The 22,373-nt window shown below is 74.4% G+C and carries 19 protein-coding genes and 1 pseudogene; 13 read left to right on the forward strand and 7 right to left on the reverse strand.

Features of this window, described 5'->3' with window-relative positions; translation table 11 throughout:
- Positions 1–59: 59 nt before the first annotated feature.
- Positions 60–632: a TetR/AcrR family transcriptional regulator gene (locus ACIP5K_RS18960; protein WP_401410876.1), complete on the reverse strand. Its 573-nt coding sequence runs from the start codon at positions 630–632 to the stop codon at positions 60–62.
- Between the two features lie 140 nt (positions 633–772).
- Here ACIP5K_RS18960 and ACIP5K_RS18965 point away from each other — a divergent pair, with 140 nt between their 5' ends.
- The 3 genes from ACIP5K_RS18965 to ACIP5K_RS18975 all read left to right on the forward strand — a co-directional run bounded on the left by ACIP5K_RS18965 (position 773) and on the right by ACIP5K_RS18975 (position 4,048).
- A complete protein-coding gene (locus tag ACIP5K_RS18965) occupies positions 773–2,260 on the forward strand; it encodes an MFS transporter (RefSeq protein ID WP_401410878.1) in 1,488 nt (495 codons plus the stop codon).
- Between the two features lie 142 nt (positions 2,261–2,402).
- The gene (locus ACIP5K_RS18970; protein WP_401410880.1) at positions 2,403–3,296 is read left to right on the forward strand and encodes an SDR family oxidoreductase; all 894 of its coding nucleotides are present in this window, start codon (positions 2,403–2,405) and stop codon (positions 3,294–3,296) included.
- A gap of 86 nt (positions 3,297–3,382) precedes the next feature.
- Positions 3,383–4,048: an O-methyltransferase gene (locus ACIP5K_RS18975; protein WP_401410881.1), complete on the forward strand. Its 666-nt coding sequence runs from the start codon at positions 3,383–3,385 to the stop codon at positions 4,046–4,048.
- A gap of 28 nt (positions 4,049–4,076) precedes the next feature.
- On the opposite strand, the gene ACIP5K_RS18980 is transcribed toward ACIP5K_RS18975, so the two are convergent.
- Complete coding sequence (locus ACIP5K_RS18980; protein ID WP_401410883.1) at positions 4,077–4,445, reverse strand: winged helix-turn-helix transcriptional regulator; 369 nt, start codon at positions 4,443–4,445, stop codon at positions 4,077–4,079.
- A 74-nt stretch (positions 4,446–4,519) separates the two neighbouring features.
- On the opposite strand from ACIP5K_RS18980, the pseudogene ACIP5K_RS18985 reads away from it, so the two are divergent.
- A pseudogene (locus ACIP5K_RS18985) lies at positions 4,520–5,164 on the forward strand (NADPH-dependent F420 reductase); the annotation flags it as partial.
- Between the two features lie 54 nt (positions 5,165–5,218).
- Here ACIP5K_RS18985 and ACIP5K_RS18990 read toward each other — a convergent pair.
- A complete protein-coding gene (locus ACIP5K_RS18990) occupies positions 5,219–6,163 on the reverse strand; it encodes an NADP-dependent oxidoreductase (protein ID WP_401410885.1) in 945 nt (314 codons plus the stop codon).
- A 100-nt stretch (positions 6,164–6,263) separates the two neighbouring features.
- Here ACIP5K_RS18990 and ACIP5K_RS18995 point away from each other — a divergent pair, with 100 nt between their 5' ends.
- Positions 6,264–6,851, forward strand: coding sequence for a TetR/AcrR family transcriptional regulator (locus ACIP5K_RS18995; protein WP_401410886.1), 588 nt, complete (start codon positions 6,264–6,266; stop codon positions 6,849–6,851).
- A gap of 55 nt (positions 6,852–6,906) precedes the next feature.
- Here ACIP5K_RS18995 and ACIP5K_RS19000 read toward each other — a convergent pair whose 3' ends face one another.
- On the reverse strand, positions 6,907–7,893 hold the full coding sequence (locus ACIP5K_RS19000) for an Lrp/AsnC family transcriptional regulator (RefSeq protein ID WP_401410888.1): 987 nt from the start codon (positions 7,891–7,893) through the stop codon (positions 6,907–6,909).
- Between the two features lie 156 nt (positions 7,894–8,049).
- Here ACIP5K_RS19000 and ACIP5K_RS19005 point away from each other — a divergent pair, with 156 nt between their 5' ends.
- Both ACIP5K_RS19005 and ACIP5K_RS19010 read left to right on the forward strand, forming a co-directional pair.
- Positions 8,050–9,492: an MFS transporter gene (locus ACIP5K_RS19005; RefSeq protein WP_401410889.1), complete on the forward strand. Its 1,443-nt coding sequence runs from the start codon at positions 8,050–8,052 to the stop codon at positions 9,490–9,492.
- 42 nt (positions 9,493–9,534) lie between these two features.
- Positions 9,535–10,740: an amidohydrolase gene (locus ACIP5K_RS19010; protein WP_401410891.1), complete on the forward strand. Its 1,206-nt coding sequence runs from the start codon at positions 9,535–9,537 to the stop codon at positions 10,738–10,740.
- A gap of 35 nt (positions 10,741–10,775) precedes the next feature.
- Here ACIP5K_RS19010 and ACIP5K_RS19015 read toward each other — a convergent pair whose 3' ends face one another.
- Positions 10,776–11,579 (reverse strand): isocitrate lyase/phosphoenolpyruvate mutase family protein, encoded by an 804-nt coding sequence (locus tag ACIP5K_RS19015; protein ID WP_401410892.1) that lies wholly within the window; start codon positions 11,577–11,579, stop codon positions 10,776–10,778.
- Between the two features lie 297 nt (positions 11,580–11,876).
- Between ACIP5K_RS19015 and ACIP5K_RS19020 the strand changes: the two genes are divergently transcribed.
- From ACIP5K_RS19020 to ACIP5K_RS19035, 4 genes are all read left to right on the forward strand, one after another.
- Positions 11,877–12,302, forward strand: coding sequence for a pyridoxamine 5'-phosphate oxidase family protein (locus tag ACIP5K_RS19020; protein WP_401410894.1), 426 nt, complete (start codon positions 11,877–11,879; stop codon positions 12,300–12,302).
- 100 nt (positions 12,303–12,402) lie between these two features.
- Positions 12,403–12,651 (forward strand): hypothetical protein, encoded by a 249-nt coding sequence (locus ACIP5K_RS19025; protein WP_401410897.1) that lies wholly within the window; start codon positions 12,403–12,405, stop codon positions 12,649–12,651.
- The gene (locus tag ACIP5K_RS19030; protein ID WP_401410898.1) at positions 12,648–14,330 is read left to right on the forward strand and encodes a helix-turn-helix domain-containing protein; all 1,683 of its coding nucleotides are present in this window, start codon (positions 12,648–12,650) and stop codon (positions 14,328–14,330) included. The genes ACIP5K_RS19025 and ACIP5K_RS19030 overlap by 4 nt, the downstream gene beginning before the upstream one ends.
- Positions 14,331–14,906 carry a transcriptional regulator gene (locus ACIP5K_RS19035; protein ID WP_401410900.1) on the forward strand — a complete coding sequence of 192 codons (576 nt, stop codon included), beginning with the start codon at positions 14,331–14,333 and terminating at the stop codon, positions 14,904–14,906.
- Between the two features lie 162 nt (positions 14,907–15,068).
- Here the strand turns inward: ACIP5K_RS19035 and ACIP5K_RS19040 are convergent, their stop codons facing one another.
- Complete coding sequence (locus ACIP5K_RS19040) at positions 15,069–15,434, reverse strand: MerR family transcriptional regulator (protein ID WP_401410902.1); 366 nt, start codon at positions 15,432–15,434, stop codon at positions 15,069–15,071.
- A gap of 123 nt (positions 15,435–15,557) precedes the next feature.
- Between ACIP5K_RS19040 and ACIP5K_RS19045 the strand changes: the two genes are divergently transcribed.
- Complete coding sequence (locus tag ACIP5K_RS19045) at positions 15,558–16,463, forward strand: NADP-dependent oxidoreductase (RefSeq protein ID WP_401410904.1); 906 nt, start codon at positions 15,558–15,560, stop codon at positions 16,461–16,463.
- A gap of 43 nt (positions 16,464–16,506) precedes the next feature.
- Here the strand turns inward: ACIP5K_RS19045 and ACIP5K_RS19050 are convergent, their stop codons facing one another.
- Positions 16,507–20,091, reverse strand: a complete 3,585-nt coding sequence (locus ACIP5K_RS19050) for an AAA family ATPase (protein ID WP_401410907.1) — start codon at positions 20,089–20,091, stop codon at positions 16,507–16,509.
- Positions 20,092–20,467: 376 nt separating this feature from the next.
- On the opposite strand from ACIP5K_RS19050, the gene ACIP5K_RS19055 reads away from it, so the two are divergent.
- Entirely contained in the window at positions 20,468–22,213 is a 1,746-nt protein-coding gene (locus tag ACIP5K_RS19055; RefSeq protein WP_401410908.1) for a putative Ig domain-containing protein, read from the forward strand.
- Positions 22,214–22,373 lie beyond the last annotated feature (160 nt).

Genomic DNA, 22,373 nt, shown 5'->3' on the forward strand with positions numbered 1-22,373 from the left:
CCGGCCCGGCGGGCGTCGACGACCGGCGGGCTCCCGCCGGGCCGTGCCGGCCGTCGCGCTCAGGACGCTCTCAGGGTCCGCATGAACTGCTCCGCGAGCGCGGCGGTGTCGATGCCGTCCACGGCGTGACCGGCCAGGACGCGGAAGAACGGCGGGCCGATCAGCAGCGCGGTGGCCTGCTCGCGCGACAGCGTGGTGCCGCTGGCGGCGCACGCCGCGTCCACGACCTCGGCGGCGCTCTCGCCGAGGATGTCGCGGGAGGCGATCAGAAGCGCGACGTCCGGATCGTGCTGGGCCTCCCCGACGAGCGCGCGATAGGCCGCACCGGCGTGCGAGCGCACCAGGAACGTCACGAGGGCTTCGAGGTAAGCCCGGATGTCCTGGTCCGGGTCTCCGCTGCGTGACACCGCCAGTTCGTGTTGGGCGTCCAGGACGCTCGCCTCGTAGAGCACCTCCGCCTTGTTCGTCCACCAGCGGTACACCGTCTGCCGGCCGACACCGGCCCGCTCCGCGATGCCCTTCATGGTCAGCGCCGCGTAACCGACCTCGACCAGGAGGTCGTCGACCGCGTGCAGCACCGCCGCCCGTGCGCTTTCGCTGCGAGGCCGCCCGCGGCCGTTTCCATCCACCATCCCCCCACTATAAACGAGACACCGTGCACCGCATGTGCTAGCTTTACGGTGCACGATGCCTCGAAAAGCTGGGCCGGCGACGGCGCCCCCACGCTTCGGCCGTGCGTCGTGATCCGCATCCCACGAAGGAAACGAGAGCAATGGCATCCCTGTCGGAGGAGCGCGTGCGTACCGGACGGCGGCCCGGTACGGTCCTGGCCTGCACGAGCGCGTGCACCGCCCTGGTCGTCGGATTCGTCGCCGCGATCAACCTGGCCGTTCCCGGACTCGCGGCGAGCTCCCTGGCCCCGACCTCGTCCGATCTGCTGTGGATCGTCGACGCCTATGTGGTGATCTTCGCCTGCCTCGTCATCCCGGCCGGCGCCGTGGGCGACAAGCTCGGCCGCAAGGGGATCCTGCTGACGGGGCTCGGCGTCTTCGCCGCCGGAGCCGTCATATCGGCCGTCGCGCCGAACGTCGCGGTCGTCCTGATCGGCCGCGCCGTCACGGGGATCGGCGCGGCGTGCGTCCTGCCCAACTGCGTCGGCATCCTGCTGCACGCCACCGCACCCGAACGCCGCACGCACGCCCTCGCCGTCTGGGCGGCGGCCTCGGGCATCGGCGGCGTCGTGGGGAACGTCGGCGGGGGAGCCGTCCTGACCGGCGGATCGTGGCGGACCCTGTTCGGGGCGGTCGCGGCCGTCGCCGTCCTGTGCCTCGCCTGGGCGACCCGGGCCACGCCGCGCAGCACCCGCCACCCCCGCACCCTCGACGTGCCGGGCTCCCTGCTCTTCGTGGCCGCCGTCGTGGCCCTCCTCATCGGCATCATCGAGGGCCCGGAGCAGGGCTGGGGCAGCACCGCCGTCCTCACGGCCTTCGCCTGCGCCGTACTGCTCGGCGCGGGCTGGGTCCTCGTCGAACTACGCGTGGCCCACCCCATGCTGGACCCCCGTCTGTTCCGCAACCCGGGACTCGGCAGCGCCTGCCTCGGCATGGCCGTCGTCTTCTTCGGGAACTTCGGCCTCTTCTACGTCAACGCCTCACTGCTTCAGTACGGGCGCGGCTTCTCCGTCCTCCAGGCGGGGCTGGGCATCATCCCGCTGACCGTTCCGCTGCTGCTCGGCACGCGCCACGTCCCCGGACTCATCCGGCGCTTCGGCGTTCCCGCCACGCTCGCCACGGCCTTCGCCCTCACCTGCGCCGGCCTCGTGGCCCTCTCCTTCGCCTCGGCCATGGCCTACCCCGCCTACGCGGCCGCGCTCGTCGTCATCGGCCTCGGCATCATGCTGGCGGCCCCGGCCCTCACGGCGCAGATCGCGGCGGCCCTGCCCGTGGAGCGGGCCGGGATCGCCGGAGGCCTGCAATCGGCGACGCGCGAACTGGGCAGCGCCCTCGGGGTCGCCGTCGTCGGCACGGTCCTCACCACCGCCTTCACCCGGCACCTGCCCGCCGCCCTCAGCGAACACTCGCCCCCGCCGCGCACCGTCAAGGAGGCACTCACCCTCGCCCCTTCGGAGCACGCGGCCGTCATCGAGGCGTTCACGCGGGGAGCCGACACCGCCCTGCGCGCCGCCGCTCTCGTCGTCCTCGTCGCCGGAGCCCTGATCGTCGCCGGGACACGGCGCGGGCGGAAGACCGCCGCGCGCTGAGACGGAGCCACCCCTCTCCCCGGCCGGAGCGGCAGCCGAGGCCAGGACCTGTCCGCCCTTTCAAACCATTCAAACTATTTGAACCTTTCGAACCATTCGAAGAAGAACGCATCCCCCTCACCGGGGTAAGGAGGCCACACTCATGCGTGCATTTGTCACCGGAGCAACAGGCTGGATCGGGTCGGCCGTCGTCGACGAACTCCTCTCCGCCGGACACGAGGTCGTCGGCCTCGCCCGGTCCGCGGACGGCGAGCGGAAGCTGGCCGGGCGGGGCGCCACCGCCCTGCGCGGCGACCTGGACGACCTCGCCGTGCTCCGGCGCGGCGCCGCCCGGGCGGACGCGGTCATCCACCTGGCCAACAAGCACGACTGGGCGGACCCCGCCGAGTCGAACCGCGCCGAGCGTGCCGCCGTCGCCGCCCTCGGCGACGCCCTCGCGGGCAGCGACCGGCCGTTCCTCGTCGCTTCCGCGCTCTCCGGCCTGGTGGAAGGGCGGCCGGCCACCGAGGCCGACGCCTCACCGGCCTTCGGCGCGGACTCCCTCCGCGGCGGCAGCGAGAACCTGGCCCTCGACCACGTCGCCAGGGGCGTGCGCACCGTGATCGTACGGTTCGCGCCGAGCGTGCACGGCCACGGCGACTGGGGCTTCGTCGACTTCCTGACGGCCGCGGCCCGCAAGCAGGGCGTCTCGGCCCACATCGGCGACGGCTCCACGGCCTGGTCCGCGATCCACCGCACGGACGCCGCCCGTCTCGTCCGCCTCGGCATGGAGCGGGCCCCGGCCGGCACCCGCCTGCACGCCGTCGCCGAGGAGCACGTCACCACCAAGGAGATCGCCGAGGCCATCGGGCGCTCCCTCGGCCTGCCGGTCGTCTCCGTCGCGCCGGAGGACGCCGGATCCCACTTCGGTTTCGTCGGCCGCTTCTTCGCCTCGACCATGACCGCCGACAACAGCGCCACCCGGCAGCTCCTGTCCTGGGCCCCCGAGGGCCCCACCCTCGTCGAGGACATCGACGCCGGGGCCTACCCGGCCTGACGGGGCCGACGCCGCCACGAACGGGCGACTCGACCTCCGGGCCGCCCGCCCACCCCCTCACCCCCCTCACCCTGAGGAGCACACCCGTGACCACGAATCCGCACACCCTCGCCGACCCCCGGGTCTCCGCCGCCCTCACCCGGATGTTCGCGGCCGCGGCACGCGACGGCGACGTCGCGGACCGCGTCGGTGCCCCGCACCGCGCCGAGCGGGACCGGCTCACCGCCCAGCAACTCGCCGACGCGGCGCAGGACATCTACATGCCGGTCTCCGCCGACGGCGGCAGGCTGCTGTACAACCTGGTGCGCGCCACGCGGCCCGCGCTCGTCGTCGAGTTCGGCACCTCGTACGGCATCTCCACCGTGCACCTCGCCGCGGCCGTCCGCGACAACGGGACCGGCCGGATCCTCACCACGGAGATGAGCCACACCAAGGCGGCAGCCGCCCGCGACACCTTCGGCGCCACCGGTCTCGACGACGTGGTCACCGTCCTGGAGGGCGACGCCCTGCACACGCTGGCCGAACTCGGCACACCCGTCGACTTCCTGTTCCTGGACGGATGGAAGGACCTCTGCCTGCCCGTGCTGCGCCTGCTGGAGCCGCACCTCGCGCCGGGCACCCTCGTCGTCGCCGACGACGTCGACCTGCCCGACCTCGCCCCCTATCTCGACCACGTCCGTGACACGGCGAACGGCTACCACAGCGTCACCTTCCCCGTGGAGGACGGCCTGGAGATCAGCTGCCGCCTCTAGGAGAGCCGGGCCCCAGGAGGGCCGGGCTCTAGGAGAGACGGGTTTCGGCGGCGCACGCGGCTTCCTGAGCGGCCATCACCTCGTCACCGTGCTCGAAGGCCCAGGCGCCCACCGCGTCGAGGGGCGCCAGCAGGGTCCGTCCCAGCGCGGTGAGCCGGTACTCGACCCGCGAGGGCGCGTCGGGGTCCGTCAGCCGGTCGACCAGTCCGTTGAACCGCAGCCGGCGCAGCGTCTCCGTCAGGACCTTGGAGCTGATGCCCCCGATCGTCTCGCGTAGTTCGACGGGGCGCCTGGGGCCGTCGCGCAGGGCGTGGAGCACCACCGCGTTCCAGGTCTGTGAGAGCAGGTCGAAGCCGAGGCGGGCGCGGCAGTCGGCGAGGAAGGTGTCGGGCGTCACGCACCACATGGTGCCCGAACGGCCTTCTAGCGTCGGTGGGAACGGTCGCAGCAGGCACGGAGAGGGAACGCATCATGAGAATCGGCGTCCTGGGCACGGGGAACATGGCCGACGCGCTCGCCACCCACTGGGTGCGGGCCGGGCACGACGTGACCATCGGGGGGCGGGACGCGCACCGGGCGGAGCGGCTCGCGGCGCGCATCGGGGGAGGCGCGCGGCCCGGCAGTCTGCGGGCGGCGGCCCAGTCCGGTGAGGTGGTGCTGGCCGCGCTGGCCTTCGGGGCCGGAGCGGAAGTGGTGCGGGACCTGCGCGCGGCCCTGGACGGCACCGTGCTCCTCGACTGCTCCAACCCGGTCGGGCCGGGCTTCCGGCTGCTGACGGACGGCGGCCCCTCGGCCGCACGGCGACTGGCCGACGCGGCACCGGGAGCCCACGTCGTCAAGGCGTTCAACCTCTGCCACGAGGACGTGTGGCGGATGCGGCCGCCCGTCTTCGGGGTCCGCCCCCTGGCGGTCCCCGTCTGCGGGGACGACGAGACCGCTCTGCGGCGGGTACGCGCCCTGGTGCGGGACGTGGGCGGCGAACCCGTGTCGGGCGGCGGTCTCGACCGGGCGGGGCTCCTGGAAGCGACCGCCGCGCTGTTCATCGGGCTGTGGGTCGGCGAGGGGGCGGACGCCCAGGCGATCGCCCCTCCGCAGGCGTACGCGGCCGGGCCGGGCCCCCGTACGGAGAACAGCGCGGTGCGGGGCGGCACGCAGGCCCCCCGCCAGGGGTTACAGCGTGACCACGATCTTCCCGTGGACGTGCCGGCCGGCCTGTGCCTCCACGGCGTCGCGGATCCGCTCGATCGGGTAGGTCGCGGCGATGGGCACGACGAGGTCACCCGCGAGGACGGCCTCGGCGATCCGTGCCAGGTCGCCCGGTTCCGCGTCGGCCCCGCCCGTGCTGTGCACACCGCCGGGCGGGTTCGGGCCCGCGGCGATGGTGGCGATCCGCCCGGGAGCCACCCCGAGCTCCAGCGCCGTCTCCACCGTCTCGGTCCCGAACAGGTCCACAGCGGCGGTCGGCCCCTGCGGAGCGAGCGCGCGCACCCGCTCGGCGAGTCCCGGACCGTAGGCCACCGGTTCGGCGCCCAGCTCGCGCAGGAAACCGAAGGTGCCCTCCGACGCGGTGCCGATGACCCGGGCACCGGCGAGCCGGGCGAGCTGCACGGCGAAGATGCCCACGCCGCCGGCGGCGCCCCCGATCAGCACGGTGTCGCCGGACCCCGTGCCGACCCTGGACAGGGCCGCGGCGGCGGTCCTGCCCGCCACCGGCAGGGTGGCCGCGATCTCGTCACCGATCCCGTCGGGCGTGTGGAGGAGCGCGTCGGGCGCCGGAGTCGTGGCCTCGGGCGCCGGAGCCCGCATCACCACGAAGTCGGCGACGGCCCTGGCCATGGCTCCTCCGTAGACGCGATCGCCGACGGCGAAGCCCTCCGCGCCGGAACCCACCTCGTCGACGACGCCGGCGAGGTCGTAGCCGAAGCCCGCGGGCGGGGCCACGTCGAACATCGCGGCCACCCGGGGCACGGAGGCGATCGCCCAGTCCATCGGGTTCAGCCCGGCGGCCGTGACGCGGACGCGCACCTCGCCCGGACCGGCGTGCGGCTCGGCCACCTCGGACAGCTCCAGGACCTCCGGCCCTCCGAAGGCCCGGTAGGTGACGGCACGGCTCATGGGGACCTCCAGGTGACTGCACGGACCATGTGATGAGACTCAGTCCCATCGCTAAGCACCGTACCTCATCGATGGGACTGCGTCCCGTAAGCTGGGGGGCATGGCCCGTTGGAAACCCGATGCACCTCAGCGACTCGTCACCGCCGCGCTCGAACTGTTCGAGGAGCGGGGGTACGAGCAGGCGACGGTTCCGGAGATCGCGGAGCGTGCCGGACTGACCCGCAGCACCTTCTTCCGGCACTTCGACGACAAGCGCGAGGTGCTGTTCGGCGGGGACGCGATGGCCGACCGGCTGGCCGCGGCGATCGACGAGGCGCCCGCCACCGCCGCGCCCTTCGAGGCCGTCGCCCGCGGCCTGGAGGCGGCGGGACGCGACTTCTTCACCCCCGACCGCCGGGAGTTCGCCGTCCGCCGCAGCGCCGTCATCGACGCGAGCCCCGAGCTGCGGGAGCGCGAGGCGTTGAAGGGCATCGGACTCGCTGCCGCGATGGCGCGGGCCCTCACGCGGCGGGGGCTGGCGGCACTGGAGGCCCGGGTGATCGCCGAGCTGGGCGCGCTCGCCCTGAAGATCGCCTACGAGCGCTGGAGCCGCGAGACCTGCGACGACGAGTTCGGCGCCGTCGCCCGGCGCGCGCTCGACGAGGTCCGCGCCGTGGACGACCGGCACCGGCCCGAGCGCCAGGGCTAGGGCCGGTGCCGCGACTGGGACCGCGACCGGCGCGGCGCGGGCCGTCGCGTCCGTGTCACCGGGCGCGGACGGGACGGCCCGCTCGTTTGTAGGTGCGCATCAGAAGGGCCGTCTGCACCTCCCGCACCCCGTCGAGCCCGCCGAACGTCCGGGCGTGGAACGCGTCCATGTCCGCCGTCGTGGCGTGACTGCTGTACCCGAGGACGTTGGCGCTGCCCGTGGTGACGACGAGATGCCGGATCGAGGGCTCGTGCGCGAGGCGCCGCAGCGCCGTGTCCAGGTGGGCGTGCTCGACGCGCAGCCGGAAACGCGCCTCCACCGGGTGACCGAGCACGCCCGGCTCCGCGAACAGGCGCAGCTGGAACACGTGTGACCCCATCAGCCGGTTGAGCCGCCGCCGCACGGTGGACTCGCCGAGGTTCAGCCGGTGCGCCAGGCCGGTCATCGGCATCCGCGCGTCCTCGGCCAGCAGGCCCACCAGCTCGCGGTCGATGGCGTCCACCGGGAGCGGGGGCGGGGGCCGCAGCCCGTCCATCGCCAGCCGGCGCATGGCCGTCGGCTCCGTCGCGTACGGCGTCCAGTCGACCGCGGTGAGCAGCAGCCGCAGCACCAGCGCGGAGTGGATGTCGAGCACGCCCGGCATGCCGCCGATCGTCCGGTCGATCAGGGCGATCAGCTCGGCCTCGTCGGCCACCTCCATCTCGGCGAGGACCACCAGGTCGCCCGTGCCCACCTCGACCGAGCGGGCGTCCGGCCGCACCGCGATGGCCCGGGCCACCTCCTCCAGCCGCCCCGGGGCGCACCGCACGGCCAGCTCCACGACCAGGCCCTCGCCGAGATGCTCGCCCACCAGCGCGGCGATGAACCGCACCCGCCCCATGCCGAGCATCCGTTCGAGGCGCCGGGCCACCGTCCGCTCGTGCAGGCCCACCCGCGCGCCGACATCGGCGAACGAGGCGCGGGGCCGCTGGGAGAGGAAGCGCAGGATCGCCAGGTCCGGGCCGTCGAAAGCCGACTGTTCCGAGGGATCGTTTTCCGCCATCACTGCCTCTCTCCTGCCCGAAACCGCCGGACAGCGCGCCGAGATGCCTGGTTCAGGCTTTCTGCCGGGCGGATCTTGCCGGGATCCGAGGGCGACCCGCAGATTACCGGACAGCATCCACCAGCCGACCTTCGGCCGTCAGCAGAGGTACCGCCCATGCCTGAGGCAGTCACCAGACCGTCGCCCAGCACCACCCCGCGGAACCGCCCGGTGCCCGTGTCCACCGTGGCGCTCGTGGTCTCGATCGTGCTCGTCGAGCTCTCCAGCGGCATCACCCAGGGCTTCCTGGCGCCGGTGCTGCGCAGCCTGACCGACGTCCTGCACGTCACCGCGGCGGACCTCAACTGGATCAGCATCGCCAACCTGATGGCGAGCGTCGCCTTCACGCCGGTGCTCTCCCGCCTCGGCGACCTGCACGGACACCGGCGCGTCCTGCGGTGGAACATCGCCGTCGTCCTCGCCGGATCCGTCGTCGTCGGACTCGCCGGCTCCTTCCGCACCCTGCTCGTCGGGCAGGTCCTCCAGGGAGCCTTCGCGGGCTTCTTCCCCCTGCTGGTCGGCATCCTGCGCAACCGCGGCGACGCCGCGCGGAGCAGGAACGCCATCGGCACGATGGTGGCCGCGCTCGTGGGCGGCATCTGCGTCGGCGGTGTCGCCAGCGGCCTGGTCGCCCACTACGTGGACACGCCGACGGCGGCCCTGTGGGTGCCGACGGCGGCCGTCGGCGTCGCCTTCCTGGTGACCTGGCCCCTGCTGCCCGAGACGACGGACCGGCCGGGCGGCCGCCTCGACGTGAGCGGCGGCGTGCTGCTGTGCGTCGGTCTCGTGGCGATCATGCTGGGACTCGGCCAGGGCGGCATGCCGGGCTGGGCGTGGACCGCGCCGCGCACCCTCGCCTGCCTGGTCGGCGGTGCCCTCGTCACCGCCGTGTGGGCCCTGGTGGAACTGCGCTCGCCCGACCCGATGATCGACGTACGGCTGTTCCGCCGCCGCAACGTGTCCGTCGTCGCGGTCGTCACCACGACCTTCTCGTTCTGCATGATCGGCCTCCAGGTGGCCGGAGCCGTCTACCTGGGCACGCCGAAGGAGGGCGTCGGCTACGGACTCGGCCTGTCGCCGCTCCAGATCGCCTTCGCGATGATCCCGTCGATGGCCGCGACCGGTGTCGCCGCGCTCGGCGCCCCCGCGCTGGCCGGGCGGATCGGCGACCGCGCCACGCTCGTCACCGGATCCCTCCTGATGGCGGCGGGCTACCTGCTCACGCTCGCCCTCCACGGCTCCGTCGCCCCGTACCTCGCCTGCCAGGCCGTGGCGGGCCTCGGCGCCGGTGTGCTCCAGCAGGCCACCCGCACGCTCGCCGTCGAGTCGGTCCCGCACGAGCAGACCGCCGTCGGGTCCGGCATCAACGAACTGCTCATCAACGTCGGCGGCTCGCTGGGCGCCGCCTGCGTGCTCGCCGTCACCGCCGCCAGCACCCCGGCGGGCTCCGTCCTGCCCCGGTACGGCGCCTACGCGACCTGCTGGAGCGTGTGCGCCGCCACGGCCCTCGCCGGTGCGGCGGCCGCCCTCTTCTACCGCCCCGGCGCCCGCCCCGCCTGACGCGCCCCACCGCCAGCCACGCATCACGAAGAAGGAACAGCCATGAGCCAGAGCGAGACCGACCTCCGCGCACACGCCCGCGCCGTCGTCACCCGGCGCCAGGACGACGTGATCGCCCTCAGCCACAGCCTCCACGCCGAGCCCGAACTCGCCTACGAGGAACACCGGTCGGCCCGGAAGATCGCCGACCTGGTGGAGCGGTCCGGGTTCGACGTCCGGCGGGGTGCGTACGGCCTCGACACGGCCTTCGAGGCGGTCGCGGGCGGCGGCGACCTGGTCATCGCCGTCACCGCCGAGTACGACGCGCTCCCCGGCATCGGTCACGCCTGCGGGCACAACGTCAACGGCGCCGCCGCGGTGACCGCCGCCCTGGCCCTGGCGCCGCTCGCCGACGACCTCGGCCTCACCGTCAAACTGCTCGGCACCCCGGCCGAGGAGTACGGCGGCGGCAAGGTCGACCTCCTCGACCGGGGAGCCTTCGACGACGTGGCCGCCGCCATGATGGTGCACGCCGCACCGACGGACGGCGTCGGTATGACGTCCCTCGCGATCGGCAGCTGGAAGGTGAGCTACACGGGCCGCGCCGCGCACGCCGCCGCCATGCCGCACCGCGGCATCAACGCGGCGGACGCCATGCTCGTCGCCCAAGTGGCGATCGGCGCCTACCGCCAGCAGATGATCCCCGACGGCGTCGTGCACGGCGTCGTCACCTCGGGCGGCGAGGCGCCGAACGTCATCCCGGCGCACGTGAGCGCCGACTACGACTGCCGCGCCGCCACCGCCGAGGACCTGGCGGAACTACAGTCCAGGATCCGCGCCTGCTTCGAGGCCGGCGCGCTCGCCACCGGAGCCGAACTCGCCCTGGAGGCCGTCGGCAACGACTACGCCGACCTGCGCCAGGACCTCGCCCTCAGCGATCTCTACCGCCGGGCGGTCACCGACCTCGGGCGCCGCGTCCCCGGCAGCCCGGACACGCTGCGCGCCGGGTCGACCGACATGGGCAACGTCTCCCACGTGGTCCCCACCATTCACCCGTCCATCGGCTACGACTGCGGGGACACGATCATGCACAACCCCGAGTTCACCCGGTACGGCACCAGCGCGGGCGCCGACCGTGCCGTCCTCGACGGCGGCCTGGCGATGGCCTGGACGGCCCTCGGCCTGGCCACGTCCGAGGACCACCGCGCCGCGCTGCTGACCCGGCTCGCCGACCGCCGCAACCGCACGGGGGCGGCGCCCGCCGCCTGACCCGCCCCGGGTGCCCGTGCCCGTGCCCGCGTGCGTCAGGCGACGCCCGTCGGCCCGGACCGGCCCCGGCCGGCGACCGCTTCGTAGTCGGTCAGGCGCTTCTGGAGCACCGGGTAGGCGGCGGCGTCGGGCAGGGGGCCACCGTCCCGCACGTTCGTGGCGGCCAGGGTGGCCGCCCGGACGGCGGCGCGGTACGGCAGGGAGCCGGTGGAGACGCGGCGCACGCCGAGGCGGGCGAGGCCGGACAGGGTCAGGCCGGGGACGACCAGGACGTTCAGGGGGAGCGGGACGGCCTCGGCGAGGGCGGCAAGGTCGGCGGGGTCCGTCGCACCGGGCACGAAGACGCCGTCGGCGCCCGCCCGGACGTACCGCTGGGCGCGCGCCAGGGTCGGGGCCAGATCGGCGTCCTGGCCGAGCCAGTACGTGTCGACGCGGGCGTTGACGAACACGTCGGGGCTGCGCCGCTTGACGGCGGTGATCTTCGCCGCGTGGGCGGCGGGGTCGATCAGGCGCCCGCCGGTGCTGTCCTCGATGTTGACGCCGTCGGCCCCCAGGCCCGCGACGTACTCGGCGACCTGCTCGGCGTCGTCGGCGTAGCCGTCCTCCACGTCGGCACTGACGTACACCGGCACTCCCGCCAGGGCGCGGACGAGCACCGCGGTCGCCTCGCGGCTGGCACGGCCGCCGTCGGGGTGCCCGGCGGTGGCGGCGACCCCGAAGCTGGTGGTGCCCACGGCGGGGAAGCCGGCGTCCGCGAAGGCGAGGGCGGAGGGCACGTCCCAGGCGTTGGGCAGCAGGAACGGCACCTCGCCCGGACGGTGCAGATCGGCGAAGCTCACGGGCGGACCCTTCTTTCGTGCGGCCCCGGGGACGGGGGAGAGGCATGGAGCGAGCGTAGGGCGCCGGGGCCGGACACGGGCGGCGTCGCGGCGCGTCGCCCCGCCGTCGGCGGCACCCGCTTGGCGGACCCGTGGGCGCACGCGCCGGACGTCGGGGGCGTGCAGGATGAGTGGGGCGCGGCGTCCGGAATTCGGCGGCGACGGAATAGGAGCGGCCCCCGGAGCCTTGTGCCAAGTGCTGGACCGAACCCCTGACGACGTGACCGCACCGGCACCCACCTCCGAAGGAGCAGTTCCATGGCCCTCAGCCGAGAAGAGCGCGAGAACTTCCTCGCCGAGCCGCACATCGCGGCCCTGGCCGTCGACGCGGGCGAGGGAAGGGCGCCCCTGACCGTGCCGATCTGGTACCAGTACACGCCCGGCGGCGACATCTGGATCCACACCGGCAAGGACTCCCGCAAGCACGAACTCATCGCGAAGGCGGGCCGGTTCACGCTGATGGTGGACCGCCTGGAGCCGACCGTGCGGTACGTGTCCGTCGAGGGCCCGGTGATCTCCACGGTCCCGGCCACCCGCGCGCACCTGACCGAGATGACCTCGCGCTACCTGCCGCCCGAGAAGGTCGACGGCTACGTCGAGTTCGCCGAGGCGAACCACGGCGACGCGGTCGTCATCACGGTCCGGCCGGAGCACTGGGTCTCCTCCGACCTCGGCAACGTCTGACCGGTCACGGCCGCCGCGCCGCCGCCCCGTCGCGCCGCCGACGTGAAATGTGGACCGTCATCAATTTGACACGTATCATAGAAATGGGCACAATGGCAATGTGACCCATGGTGGCGAAGAGCGCGAACTCGTAGAGGCGGTGGCGGCGTTGAAGGCCGCCGAGGAGCGTGTCGCCGCCGCGCTGCGTGTGTTCCTGGCCCGGGACTCCGTGACGGGCCGCCCGGTGCACGGTCGGATCGGGCGGGCGGCGGTCATCACCGGGTGGGGGCAGCAGCGGGTGAAGGAGACGGTCACCCCTGAGCTGGCGGCACGCCGCCGCACCCGGCACGACCGGGAGGACCGGCGATGAGCGACTTCCAGGCCATCGACTCGCTCCTCGCCTCCGTGGCCCCGGAGGCCGAACTGCCCGAGCCGGCCGCGCGGTGCGAGCTGCGTCAGCAGGCGGGCCTCTCCAAGGCCCAGGTGGCCCGCGCGCTCGGCGTGAGCCCCTCCAGCGTCAGCGCCTGGGAGGCGGGCAGCCGGGAGCCGTCCGGTGACGTGCGCACCAAGTACGCCTATCTGCTGGACGGTCTCGCCGAGAAGCTCGCCGCGCCGCCGCAGGCCACGCCGGAGTCCGGCGCCACCGACGACACCCGCGCCGAGCAGCGGCCCGGATCCGAACCGAGCCGACCAGCCGGGAATCCGCCCGAGACCGCCGAGACCGTTGACACCGCCGAGACCGCGGCCTCCGCCGGAGCCGTCGACGGTGCCGGGGACGCGGACGAGGTCGAAACCCTGACCGCCCCGGAGCCGTGCGTGCTGTGCGGTGGCCCGGCCACCCACCACGTCGCGGGCTTCCCGCAGCATCTCGACGCGGCCGACTGCCAGCCTCCGGCGCCGCCGGCGGACAGCGCGGCGCCCGCCGTGCCGTCGCACGAGCCCGCTCCCGTACGCCCATCACACGCGCCGCACGCGCCGCACGCGCCGCAGGGGCCGCGGAGCCGGACCGGCGACCGGCCCGCCCGCCCGGGCCGCGGAGCCGACGCCCGCTCCAGGCCGCCGACCCGCCGCGCCTTCCAGCCCGCCGACGAGCCGGCCGGACTCATCGGCCAGGCCGTCCGCGCCGCGCTCGCCGAGCACCACGGCGACGTCGAGGGCGCCACGGCGGCGCTGGTGAAGCGGGCGATCCCGGACGCGATGGCGCTGCTCGACGCCACCCGCAAGGGCGGCCGCTACGACGTCATCGCACATCCCTGGCTGCCGGACGTCCTGAAGAAGCAGACCTCGCGCGGCGCCGACCAGGTGTGGGAGGCCCGACCGAAGTGGACCAGGGCCGAACTGCCGCCCGGCGCGCACGAGGTGACCGCCCTCGACATCAACGGCGCGTACCTGTCGGCGCTGAAGACGCACCTGCCGCTCGGCCAGCTGGAGCACTCCGCGGGCGGCGTCGGCCACGACCGGCGGCGCGCCGGCATCCACCTGATCACGCCCCCGCACTGGGACCACGACGACGTCCTGCCGAACCCGATCGGGCAGCGCGACGAGCCCGGCCCGCTGTGGGTCACCGAGCCGACGCTGCGCCTGCTCCAGCGCCTGTCCGGCCCCCGGCACGGGCTGTGCGAGCCGCCCGAGATCCACGAGTCCTACACCTCCGGCGCGACCGAGGGGCTGCTGGAGAAGTTCCGGATCGCGCTCAAGGACGCCCGGGACACCGCGCTCGCCGCCGACGACGAGGTGACACTGGAGTACGTGAAAGCGATGTACTCCAAGTTCGTCTCCACGATGGGGGAGTCGAACTACAACCGGGAGCTGTACCGTCCGGACTGGATGCACCTCATCCGCTCGCAGGCCTTCGCCAACCTGTGGATGAAGGCCCTCAAGGCCCACGACGCGGGGCTGACCGTCGTCCGCGCCATGGGCACCGACGAGCTCCATGTCATCGGCGACTGGCGCGCGGTCTTCCCAGAGGGGCGCGGCGTCACCGAGGTCAAGGTCAAGGACCGCTACGCGGCAGGCACCGCCGACACCGGCACCGACGAGGAGAGCTGAGTGCCCGACAGGAATATCGAGTTCGGCAAGTTCGGGGCCCGCGGCGTCAAGGGCTACGAGGCCGCCGCCCGCCGGCTCGACCAGCTCGCCGGCTTCATCGCCACCCCCGTCACCCAGCGCCGCGGCATGCTCGCCCGACTGCACTACCTCACCCGCTCCGAGCGGGCGAGGACCGCCGCCCGGGCCGCCGGACTCACCGTCACCGACCGCACGCTCAGGAGCTGGGCCGCGGCCACGGCATCCCCGTCGAAGAAGAGCCTGGGACAGCTGGACACCGCCTACTTGCAGGTGCGTCGTCAGAACGTCGCACGCCACCTGCTCCAGCGGCTCAACAAGGACGGCCGCGGCACCCGGGTCGAGTTCCATCCGCTCAACCAGTCGCAGGTCGATCGCCCGCACGTGCGCGCGGTCTCCTTCCGCACCCTGAACGTGCGGAACTGGGACCTGATGGTCACCGCGTGGGCCGCCGACGACGACGAGGCCATGGACACCGCCTGGTTCGGCGACATCACCGCCGACCTCGGCTCCGACTACGGCGCCTACGAGTACGTCATGAACATCGGCTTCGCCGCCTGACTCCACCGGCCCGGCGCGCCGTCGCGGGGGCCCGTCCGGCGCGGATGCGAGGAACGGCCGCGCCGCCCGCTCCGCGGACCACGGGCCGTCCGGGACCATGCCGCACCCGCGCCGACCGCCGAGCGGACCGTCCCGCGCGGGCGGCGTCACGTCCCGTGAGCGTCACTTCCCGTGGGCGCAGGCGGGGTCCGGGTTCCGTGCGACACCGATGACGTCGTCGAGCCGGTCGCGCACGGTGAGCAGGTCGGTGATCCGCTGGTCGACGACCGCGCGTTCGGCCGTCAGCCGGTCGAGCAGACCCGGCGGCACCTCGCCCGTGTCCACGCACGGCAGCACCTCGCGGACCGTGGTGCTCGTCAGGCCCGCGGCGTACAGCTGCTGGATCAGCTTCACGCGCTCGACGGCGGATGCGGGGTAGTGCCGCTGGCCGCCCGCGCTGCGGTCGGCGGGGAGCAGCCGCTGTTCCTCGTAGTAGCGCAGGGCCCGCACGCTCACCCCCGCCCGCTCGGCGACCTCACCGATCCGCATCCGTCCTCCTCCGGCCGGGACGTCCCGGCCTGTCGATTTGCACCTCACGTCAACGTCAGGTTCTAGAGTAGCGGGCGTCGGATGAACACGTCATTTCGGCCCATAGAGGTAAGGCAGGACACTATGCGTGCAGCTCGCTTCCACGAATACGGCGGTGTGGAGAACCTGGTGGTCGAGGAGGCGCCCGACCCCCGTCCCGGCCCGGGCGAGATCCGTGTCCGCGTCGCGGCGGCCGGCGTCAATCCCATCGACTGGAAGCTGCGCGCCGGCGCCCTGCGCCAGTTCCTTCCGGTGGAGCTGCCCGCCGTTCCCGGGCGGGACGCCGTCGGCGTGGTCGACGAGATCGGTGCCGGCGTGCAGGGGGTGAGCACCGGTGACCGGGTCTTCGGGCTGGGTGGCATCACCGGCGCCACCGCCGAGCTGGTCGTGCTCTCGGCCTGGGCCCCCGCCCCCGCCGAGTGGAGCGACGAGCAGGCCGCGGGCGCCGGTCTCGCCTCCGTGACCGCGATGGGCGGACTGAACGCGCTCGGCCCGCTCGCAGGGCGCACCCTGCTCGTCGAGGGCGCGGCCGGCGGCGTGGGCAGTGCGGCGGTCGAGATCGCGGTCGCGCAGGGTGCCACCGTGATCGGGACCGCGAGCGAACGCAACCACGCGTTCCTCACCTCGCTCGGCGCCACGCCCACGACGTACGGCCCGGGCCTCGCGGAACGCCTCGCCGAGGTGGCTCCGCACGGCGTCGACCTCGCGCTCGACACCGCGGCCTCCGGCTCGCTGGACGACCTCGTCGCGATCACGGGTGACCCGAAGCGCGTCGCCACGGTCGCCGATCACGTGCGCGGGGAGCGGCTGGGCACGCATGTCGTGAACGCGGAGAACGACTCGACCCTGCTGGCCGCGGCGGCCGAACTGGGCCGCCAGGGCCGCTACACGCCCCGCATCGAACAGACCTACCCCCTGGAGAAGATCGCCGACGCCCACGCGCACGCCGAGCGGGGTCGCACCCGCGGCAAGATCGTCATCGTCATCTGAGGCGGCGCGTTCCGGTCCGGACCCGTCGGGGGCCGCCGGTCCGTCAAGGTCCGCTCGCTCCCGTCCCCGGGCCGCTGGACCGGGCTGTCGGATCCCGGTCCGGACGGTCCGGGCGGTCCGGGCGGTCCGGACGTTCTGGCCGTGGGGGCGGGGTGGCGGACGGTTCCAGGAAGGCCGCGAGTTCGGTGCGGTTGCGGACCCCCGCCTTGCGGTAGACCCGGCTGAGCATCGTCTCCACCGTCTTGCGCGAGACGAACATCCGCTGGGCGGCCTCCTCGTTGGTGCACCCTGCCCGTACGAGATCGGCCAGCCGGCGCTCACGCGCGGTCAGTCCGTCCCTCGCCGCGGAGGGCAGCGCGGCCGTACCGGGGCTCACCGTGCCGGCGAGTGCGCCCAAATGGTCCTCGACCAAGGCGATCCAGGGGCGGGCCTGGGCCTCCGTGAACAGGGCCAGGGCGTGCGCCCACGCGAGCCGCGCGGCCGCGGCCCGGCGCCTGCGGCGTTCGACACGCCCGCGCGCCAGGTGGGTTCGCCCCTCCTCGACGGGCCTGTGCAGCGCGGCGAAGGTCTCCGCCGCGCCTTCGAGGAGCCGCGCCGCCCCGTCGCTGTCGCCCTCCTGGTAGAGGCACAGGCCGCGGGCGCGATCGATGCTCGCGCGCAGCAGGGTACGCGCGTCATGGTTGGCCGGCGTCTCCTCCATGTGGTCGAGCAGCGCGTGGGCCCGGTCCGTGTGCCCGGCGGCGGCCAGGGCCTCGACCGCGTCCGTCTGCCACCGCAGGACGGTGGGGTCCGCGCACTGGGTGCGGCCCTCCAGCGCGGCGACCTCCCCGAGGGCGGCGACGGCCAGCTCGGCATGGCCCCGGTGCAGATGCACGGTGCCGAGCACCCACAGGCTGCGGCTGGTGTGCAGCAGGTCGTGCTCGGCGCGGGAGGCTCCCAGAGCGCGTTCGGCATAGTCGAGGGCCTGCTCGAAGGATCCTCCATGGCTGTGCACCATCGCGGACGTGTACCAGACCGGCCCCGGCGAGAGGTCGGCGGCGGCACTGGTGGCGCGGGCTCGGGAGGCCCAGGCCAGAGCGTTCGCGCAGGCGCCCAGGCCCGCGTCGACCTCGGCGAGGCTGCGCAGGACGTCGACGAGCCCCTCGATGCTGCCGGCGGCCTGCGCCACGGGCAGCAGGGCCATCAGGGCGGCGCGGGCGTGGTGCAACCGTCCGTCGAAGACGGCGTGCCGGGCGGCCAGGTACTCGGGGCTGTTGGCGACCCCGATGGACGCGGGTGGCACGGCGAGGGCGAGGGCCGACTCCAGCGCGGCGTGCGCCTGTTCCGGGCGTCCGAGCATCCGTCTCATGCGGGCCACCATGGTGAGGGCGGCGGCTTCGAGCCGGTCGTCGACCGCCTCCCGCGCCAGCTCCGCGGCGGTGGTCGCGTGCCGGGCCGCGAGCGCGAAGTCGCCGCGGGAGACGTTGGTCTGGATCGCGGCCCGCAGTTCTATGGCGGCCAGCAGATGCGGATCGTCCAGGGCGGCGGCGCGTGCGGCCGCGACGTACGGTTCGGCGGCGGCGAGGTCCTGGCCGCAGGCGTCGATGACCGCGAGGAGGGCGGCGACCTGGTGCTCGGCGCTGCCGTGGTCGTCGATGATGCGCCGCGCCACGTCGTGGGCGAGGTCGAGATCACCGGCGGCCGCGGCGTCGTGGACGGCGTCCACCAGGCGTTGGGCGCGCAGGGCGGGCAGGCGGGGCGGGGTCAGGCGTGCGGCGAGCAGCATCAGCCGGGCGGCGAAGGACCGGTCGCCGCCGCTCCGGGCGGTCATGGCGGCCCGAGCGGTGGCCTGTGCGGTCGGTTCGCCGGGCGCGGCCACCGACATCGCGCGGTGCCACGCGGCGTGGACGGGATCCGTGACGGCCGCGGCGAGCGCCGCGTGGTCGCGGCGCCGGGCGGGGGAGTCGGCGGAGCTGGCGGCGGCGTGCGCCAGCGCGGGCGCGAAGAAGCGGATCTCGCCGCCGTCGGCCGGGTCGGATCCCGGCGCGCCGGGGATCAGCACCCCCGCGCGGGCCGCGACGACGACGTGCTCGTCCGCGTCGGAGCACCCCGCGCGCCGCAGCAGATCGGCATCGGCGCGGGGCGCGAGCGCCGCGGTGCGCAGGGTGGCGCGTACGGGCCGGGGAAGTGTGCGCAGCCACGTCTCGGCCAGGGTGTTCGCCCCGTGCAGCATCGACGCGGGCAGCCGGGTGCCGGGCGGAGCGCCGGGGCCGGGGCCGGGGCCGGGGCCGGGGGAGCGGGCACCGGCCCCCATCAGGCCGCCCGTTCCCGGTAGCCCGCCCATTCCCGCCAAGCCACCGGGAACGGGCGGTCGGCCCGTTGCTGTCGGGTCACCCGTCTTGGTGGGGTCGCCTGTTGCCGTCGGGGTGTCAGTCCCGGCCGGACTGCTTGTTGTCGGCGGGCGATCCGTACTTGTGAGGCCGTCCGTTCCTGTCGGGCCGCTGCTCCCCGGGTGATCGTCCGTTCCTGTCAGACCGCCGCTCCCCGTGCGGTCGCCCGCTCCCGTCGGACTGCCGACCCCCGTCGGGCTGTCCATTCCTGCCAGGCCGCTCGCCCCCACCAGGCCGCCGGTTCCCGCCAGGCCACCCGCTCCGGCCAGACCGCCGTGCCCCGCGAGCCCGCCGCCGCCCGCGATCCCGCCGTGCCCCGCGATCCCGCCGTGCCCCGCGATCCCGCCGCCGCCCGCGAGCCCGACGTCCCCCGCGAGGTCGCGAGCCCCGGTCAGACTGCCGCCACCCGCGCGGTCGCCAGCCCCCGGCAGAGGACCCGCTCCTGTCAGAGGACCCGCCCCCGTCAGACGACCTGCTCCCGTCAGACCGCCGCCCCCCGCCGCCAGCCCTCCCGCTCCCGCCCCGGGGGCCAGGGCCGCCCCGTCGAGGCTTGCGGCGATCAGTGCGCGGTGGCCGCCGCTGTGGCGGTGCAGTGCCGGGCCCCAGCGCACGGGCAGGCCCCGCTCGGCCAGTCTGTCGGTGATCTCGTTCTCGTCCGCCGGTGGTACCGGCAGGAAGGGTGCGTACCCGCCCAGGAGTTGGGTGGCCCGCGCCGGGCGATCGACCGCGCGCTCGGCGGCGACCACGGCGCACCGGCCGGGCGGCAGGGCGCGGACGGCGTACTCCAGGGTGTCCATGGTGATCGTGTCGAGCCATTGCACGTCGTCGACGGCGAGCAGCAGCCCCGGGCCGGCGCTCAGCCGCCGGGTGAGCGCGGTACGCAGGCGCAGTCGGTCCTGCGGATGCGGATGCGGATGCGGCTGTTGCGGCTGAGCACCGGTGTCGGCGTCGGTGCCGGGCCAGGAGGCGGTGGCCGATTCCGGGAGGCCGTCGAGGATCTGCGCCAGTCCGGAACAGGGCAGCCGCCCGTCGTCGCGCAGCGCCCGCATCCGCAGGACGTCGCCGTCCCAGCTCCGGCACACGTCGTCGAGGAGCGTGCTCTTGCCCGCGCCCCACGGACCGTGGACGGCGAGCCGGCCGTGCGTGCGGAGGGCGTGCAGGACCGCACGCACCAACGAGTTCCAGGGGTCGGGTGCGGGCTGCCGCCGTTCGAGGGCGCGCGTGTGCGGGGCGGGGACCCGGCGTCCGTTGTCGCTCACGCTCGGCACGCTAGATCCCGCACCGCGCACGAGCCAGGGTGTTCCACCGCTTCCCGGCGGAAGCAAGGGAGTTCCCCGATCGTCTCCCGGCCCCGCCCGGTACCCGGACCTTTCGTGACATGCCAGCTTCAATGAGGGCTGGCTGAGGGCTCTTCGAGAGCTCTGCGCCGGGCTCGACGCGCGGTCTGCGGAGTTTGTCCCTCCGCGCCGAGTGCCGCCCCACGCAGGGGGTTTCACGACTGTGCCGGGTCCGGGCACCGCGCAAGGCTGTGCCTCGCCCCGGGCGGCCCGGCACCACCCTCCCCGATTCCCGGGCACCGGCCACCGACGACCTCCGGCGCCGGATCCCCCTCACACCTCCCATGGAGCGTGCCCCATGCGTCCTTCGACCCCCCGCTACCTCGTGAGCGTCGCCCTGACCGCGCTCGCCGCCACCGCGACGGCGGGCGTCCCCGCTCAGGCACAGCCCACCCCTTCCCCCACTCCGTCGAACGCGCGGGTGCCGGCGGACGTCCGGGCCGCGATGGCCCGTGACCTGGACCTCACACCCCGAGCCGTCGACGCCCGAATAGCGGCCGAGCGCCACGCCGAGCAGATCGCCACCTCACTGCGCGGACGTCTCGGTGACCAGGTCGCGGGGATGTGGTTCGACGCCGGTGACGGCAGGCTGCACGCCTCCGCCGTCACCGGCGCCGAGCGCCGGGCGATCGAGGCGAGCGGCGCCGTCGCGCACACGGCCCGGCACACGAGTGCCCGGCTCGACGAGGTCACGCGGGCGATCGGCAGGTGGGGCAAGGGGGTGCCCGGGCTGATCTCCTGGGGCCCTGATGTCCGTACCAACCGCGTACGTGTCGTGGTGGACCCGGCCCGGGCGGACGCGCGCACCACGGCCCTGCGGGAGCGGCTGGCAGGACTGGGCGATCTGGTGACGCTCACCGAGTCGCGCGACGTGCCCCGCCAGCAGGGCGGCAGCGTGGTCGGCGGCGAGAAGTGGACACCGGGCAGCGAGAGCCCCTGCTCCGTGGGGTTTCCCGTCATCCGGTCCGGCGGCGCCAAGGCGTTCCTGACGGCGGGTCACTGCACCAACGACGTGGACCAGCCCGCCTTCGGCAAGGACGGCACCCGGGTCGGCACCTCCAACAGGAGCGGCACGGGCAGCATCAACAGCAGCGAGGGCGACTTCGGCATCGTCGAGGTCGACCAAGCCGGCTGGGACCTCTCCACGAAGGTCTCCGGCTGGGGCAAGGGCGACGTCACGCTCACCGGTTCCGCCGACGCGGTCGTCGGCACGGCCGTCTGCCACTCGGGGCAGACCACCGGTTTCCAGTGCGGCGAGGTCACCAAGGTCAACCAGTCCGTCGACTACGGCAACGTGGTCATCGACGGACTGTCCTACACCAGCGCCTGCTCCGCCGGCGGCGACTCGGGCGGCTCCTACGTCACCGCGACCGGCGGCAAGGCGGTGGGCCTGCACTCCGGGGGCGGCAGCGCCACCTGCTCCAGCGGCAGCGGCGAGAAGTTCACCATCTTCCAGCCCGTCGCCGAAGCGCTGAGCAAGTTCGGCGCCTCCCTGTCCACCTCCACGCCCCAGCCCGGAGCCGTGACGGTCGCCGCCGTCTCGGACCGCTCCACGCCCGTCGGAACCCCGGCGACGCTGACGAACAGCGCCGAAGGCGGCACCGCCCCCTACACGTGGACCGCGACCGGTCTCCCGGCGGGCCTGAGCATCTCCGCCTCCACCGGCACCGTCTCGGGGACGCCGACAGCCGCGGGCAGCAACCCGGTGACCCTGACCGCGACCGACTCCGCGGGGAAGAAAGGGTCGACGGCCTTCACCTGGACCGTCACCGCCGCCGGGACGACCTCACCGACCCTGACCAACCCGGGCAACCAGAACGCCTACCTGAACCGCTCCTTCAGCCTCGCGCTCAAGGCGTCCGGCGGCACCGCGCCGTACACCTTCACGGCGGCCGGCCTGCCCGCGGGCCTCACCCTCGGCGCGTCCACCGGCGTCATCAGCGGTACCCCCACGACCTGGGGCTTCCGCAACGCGACCCTGACCGTCACGGACGCCTCCGGCAAGAAGGCCTCGGTCACGGTGACCTTCACCGTCTGGTCCTGACCTGGTCCTGATCTGGTCCTGACCGCCGACCGCGGCGCGAGCCGAGGCTCCCCCCTCTGAGCCCCCGACCCCTGAGCAGCCCTCCTTCTCGGTCCCGCCCCGTACGGTCTCCCGTGCGGGGCGGGACCTCGGCGTGCGCGGCGGTCGTGGAGCCGTACGC

Origin of the sequence: Streptomyces sp. NPDC088785 (genome assembly GCF_044750685.1) — a bacterium.
GTDB lineage: Bacteria > Actinomycetota > Actinomycetes > Streptomycetales > Streptomycetaceae > Streptomyces.

What these genes read in the sequence shown, in the direction of transcription:
- ACIP5K_RS18990 (WP_401410885.1), bottom strand. Translation starts at nt 6,163, where the DNA reads ATGAGCCGTGCCGTCACCTACCGGGCCTTCGGAGGGCCGGAGGTCCTG.
- ACIP5K_RS19055 (WP_401410908.1), top strand. Translation starts at nt 20,468, where the DNA reads ATGCGTCCTTCGACCCCCCGCTACCTCGTGAGCGTCGCCCTGACCGCG.
- ACIP5K_RS19000 (WP_401410888.1), bottom strand. Translation starts at nt 7,893, where the DNA reads ATGGCGGAAAACGATCCCTCGGAACAGTCGGCTTTCGACGGCCCGGAC.
- ACIP5K_RS19020 (WP_401410894.1), top strand. Translation starts at nt 11,877, where the DNA reads ATGGCCCTCAGCCGAGAAGAGCGCGAGAACTTCCTCGCCGAGCCGCAC.
- ACIP5K_RS19010 (WP_401410891.1), top strand. Translation starts at nt 9,535, where the DNA reads ATGAGCCAGAGCGAGACCGACCTCCGCGCACACGCCCGCGCCGTCGTC.
- ACIP5K_RS19030 (WP_401410898.1), top strand. Translation starts at nt 12,648, where the DNA reads ATGAGCGACTTCCAGGCCATCGACTCGCTCCTCGCCTCCGTGGCCCCG.
- ACIP5K_RS19005 (WP_401410889.1), top strand. Translation starts at nt 8,050, where the DNA reads ATGCCTGAGGCAGTCACCAGACCGTCGCCCAGCACCACCCCGCGGAAC.
- ACIP5K_RS18965 (WP_401410878.1), top strand. Translation starts at nt 773, where the DNA reads ATGGCATCCCTGTCGGAGGAGCGCGTGCGTACCGGACGGCGGCCCGGT.
- ACIP5K_RS19040 (WP_401410902.1), bottom strand. Translation starts at nt 15,434, where the DNA reads ATGCGGATCGGTGAGGTCGCCGAGCGGGCGGGGGTGAGCGTGCGGGCC.
- ACIP5K_RS19045 (WP_401410904.1), top strand. Translation starts at nt 15,558, where the DNA reads ATGCGTGCAGCTCGCTTCCACGAATACGGCGGTGTGGAGAACCTGGTG.
- ACIP5K_RS18970 (WP_401410880.1), top strand. Translation starts at nt 2,403, where the DNA reads ATGCGTGCATTTGTCACCGGAGCAACAGGCTGGATCGGGTCGGCCGTC.
- ACIP5K_RS18995 (WP_401410886.1), top strand. Translation starts at nt 6,264, where the DNA reads ATGGCCCGTTGGAAACCCGATGCACCTCAGCGACTCGTCACCGCCGCG.
- ACIP5K_RS18960 (WP_401410876.1), bottom strand. Translation starts at nt 632, where the DNA reads ATGGTGGATGGAAACGGCCGCGGGCGGCCTCGCAGCGAAAGCGCACGG.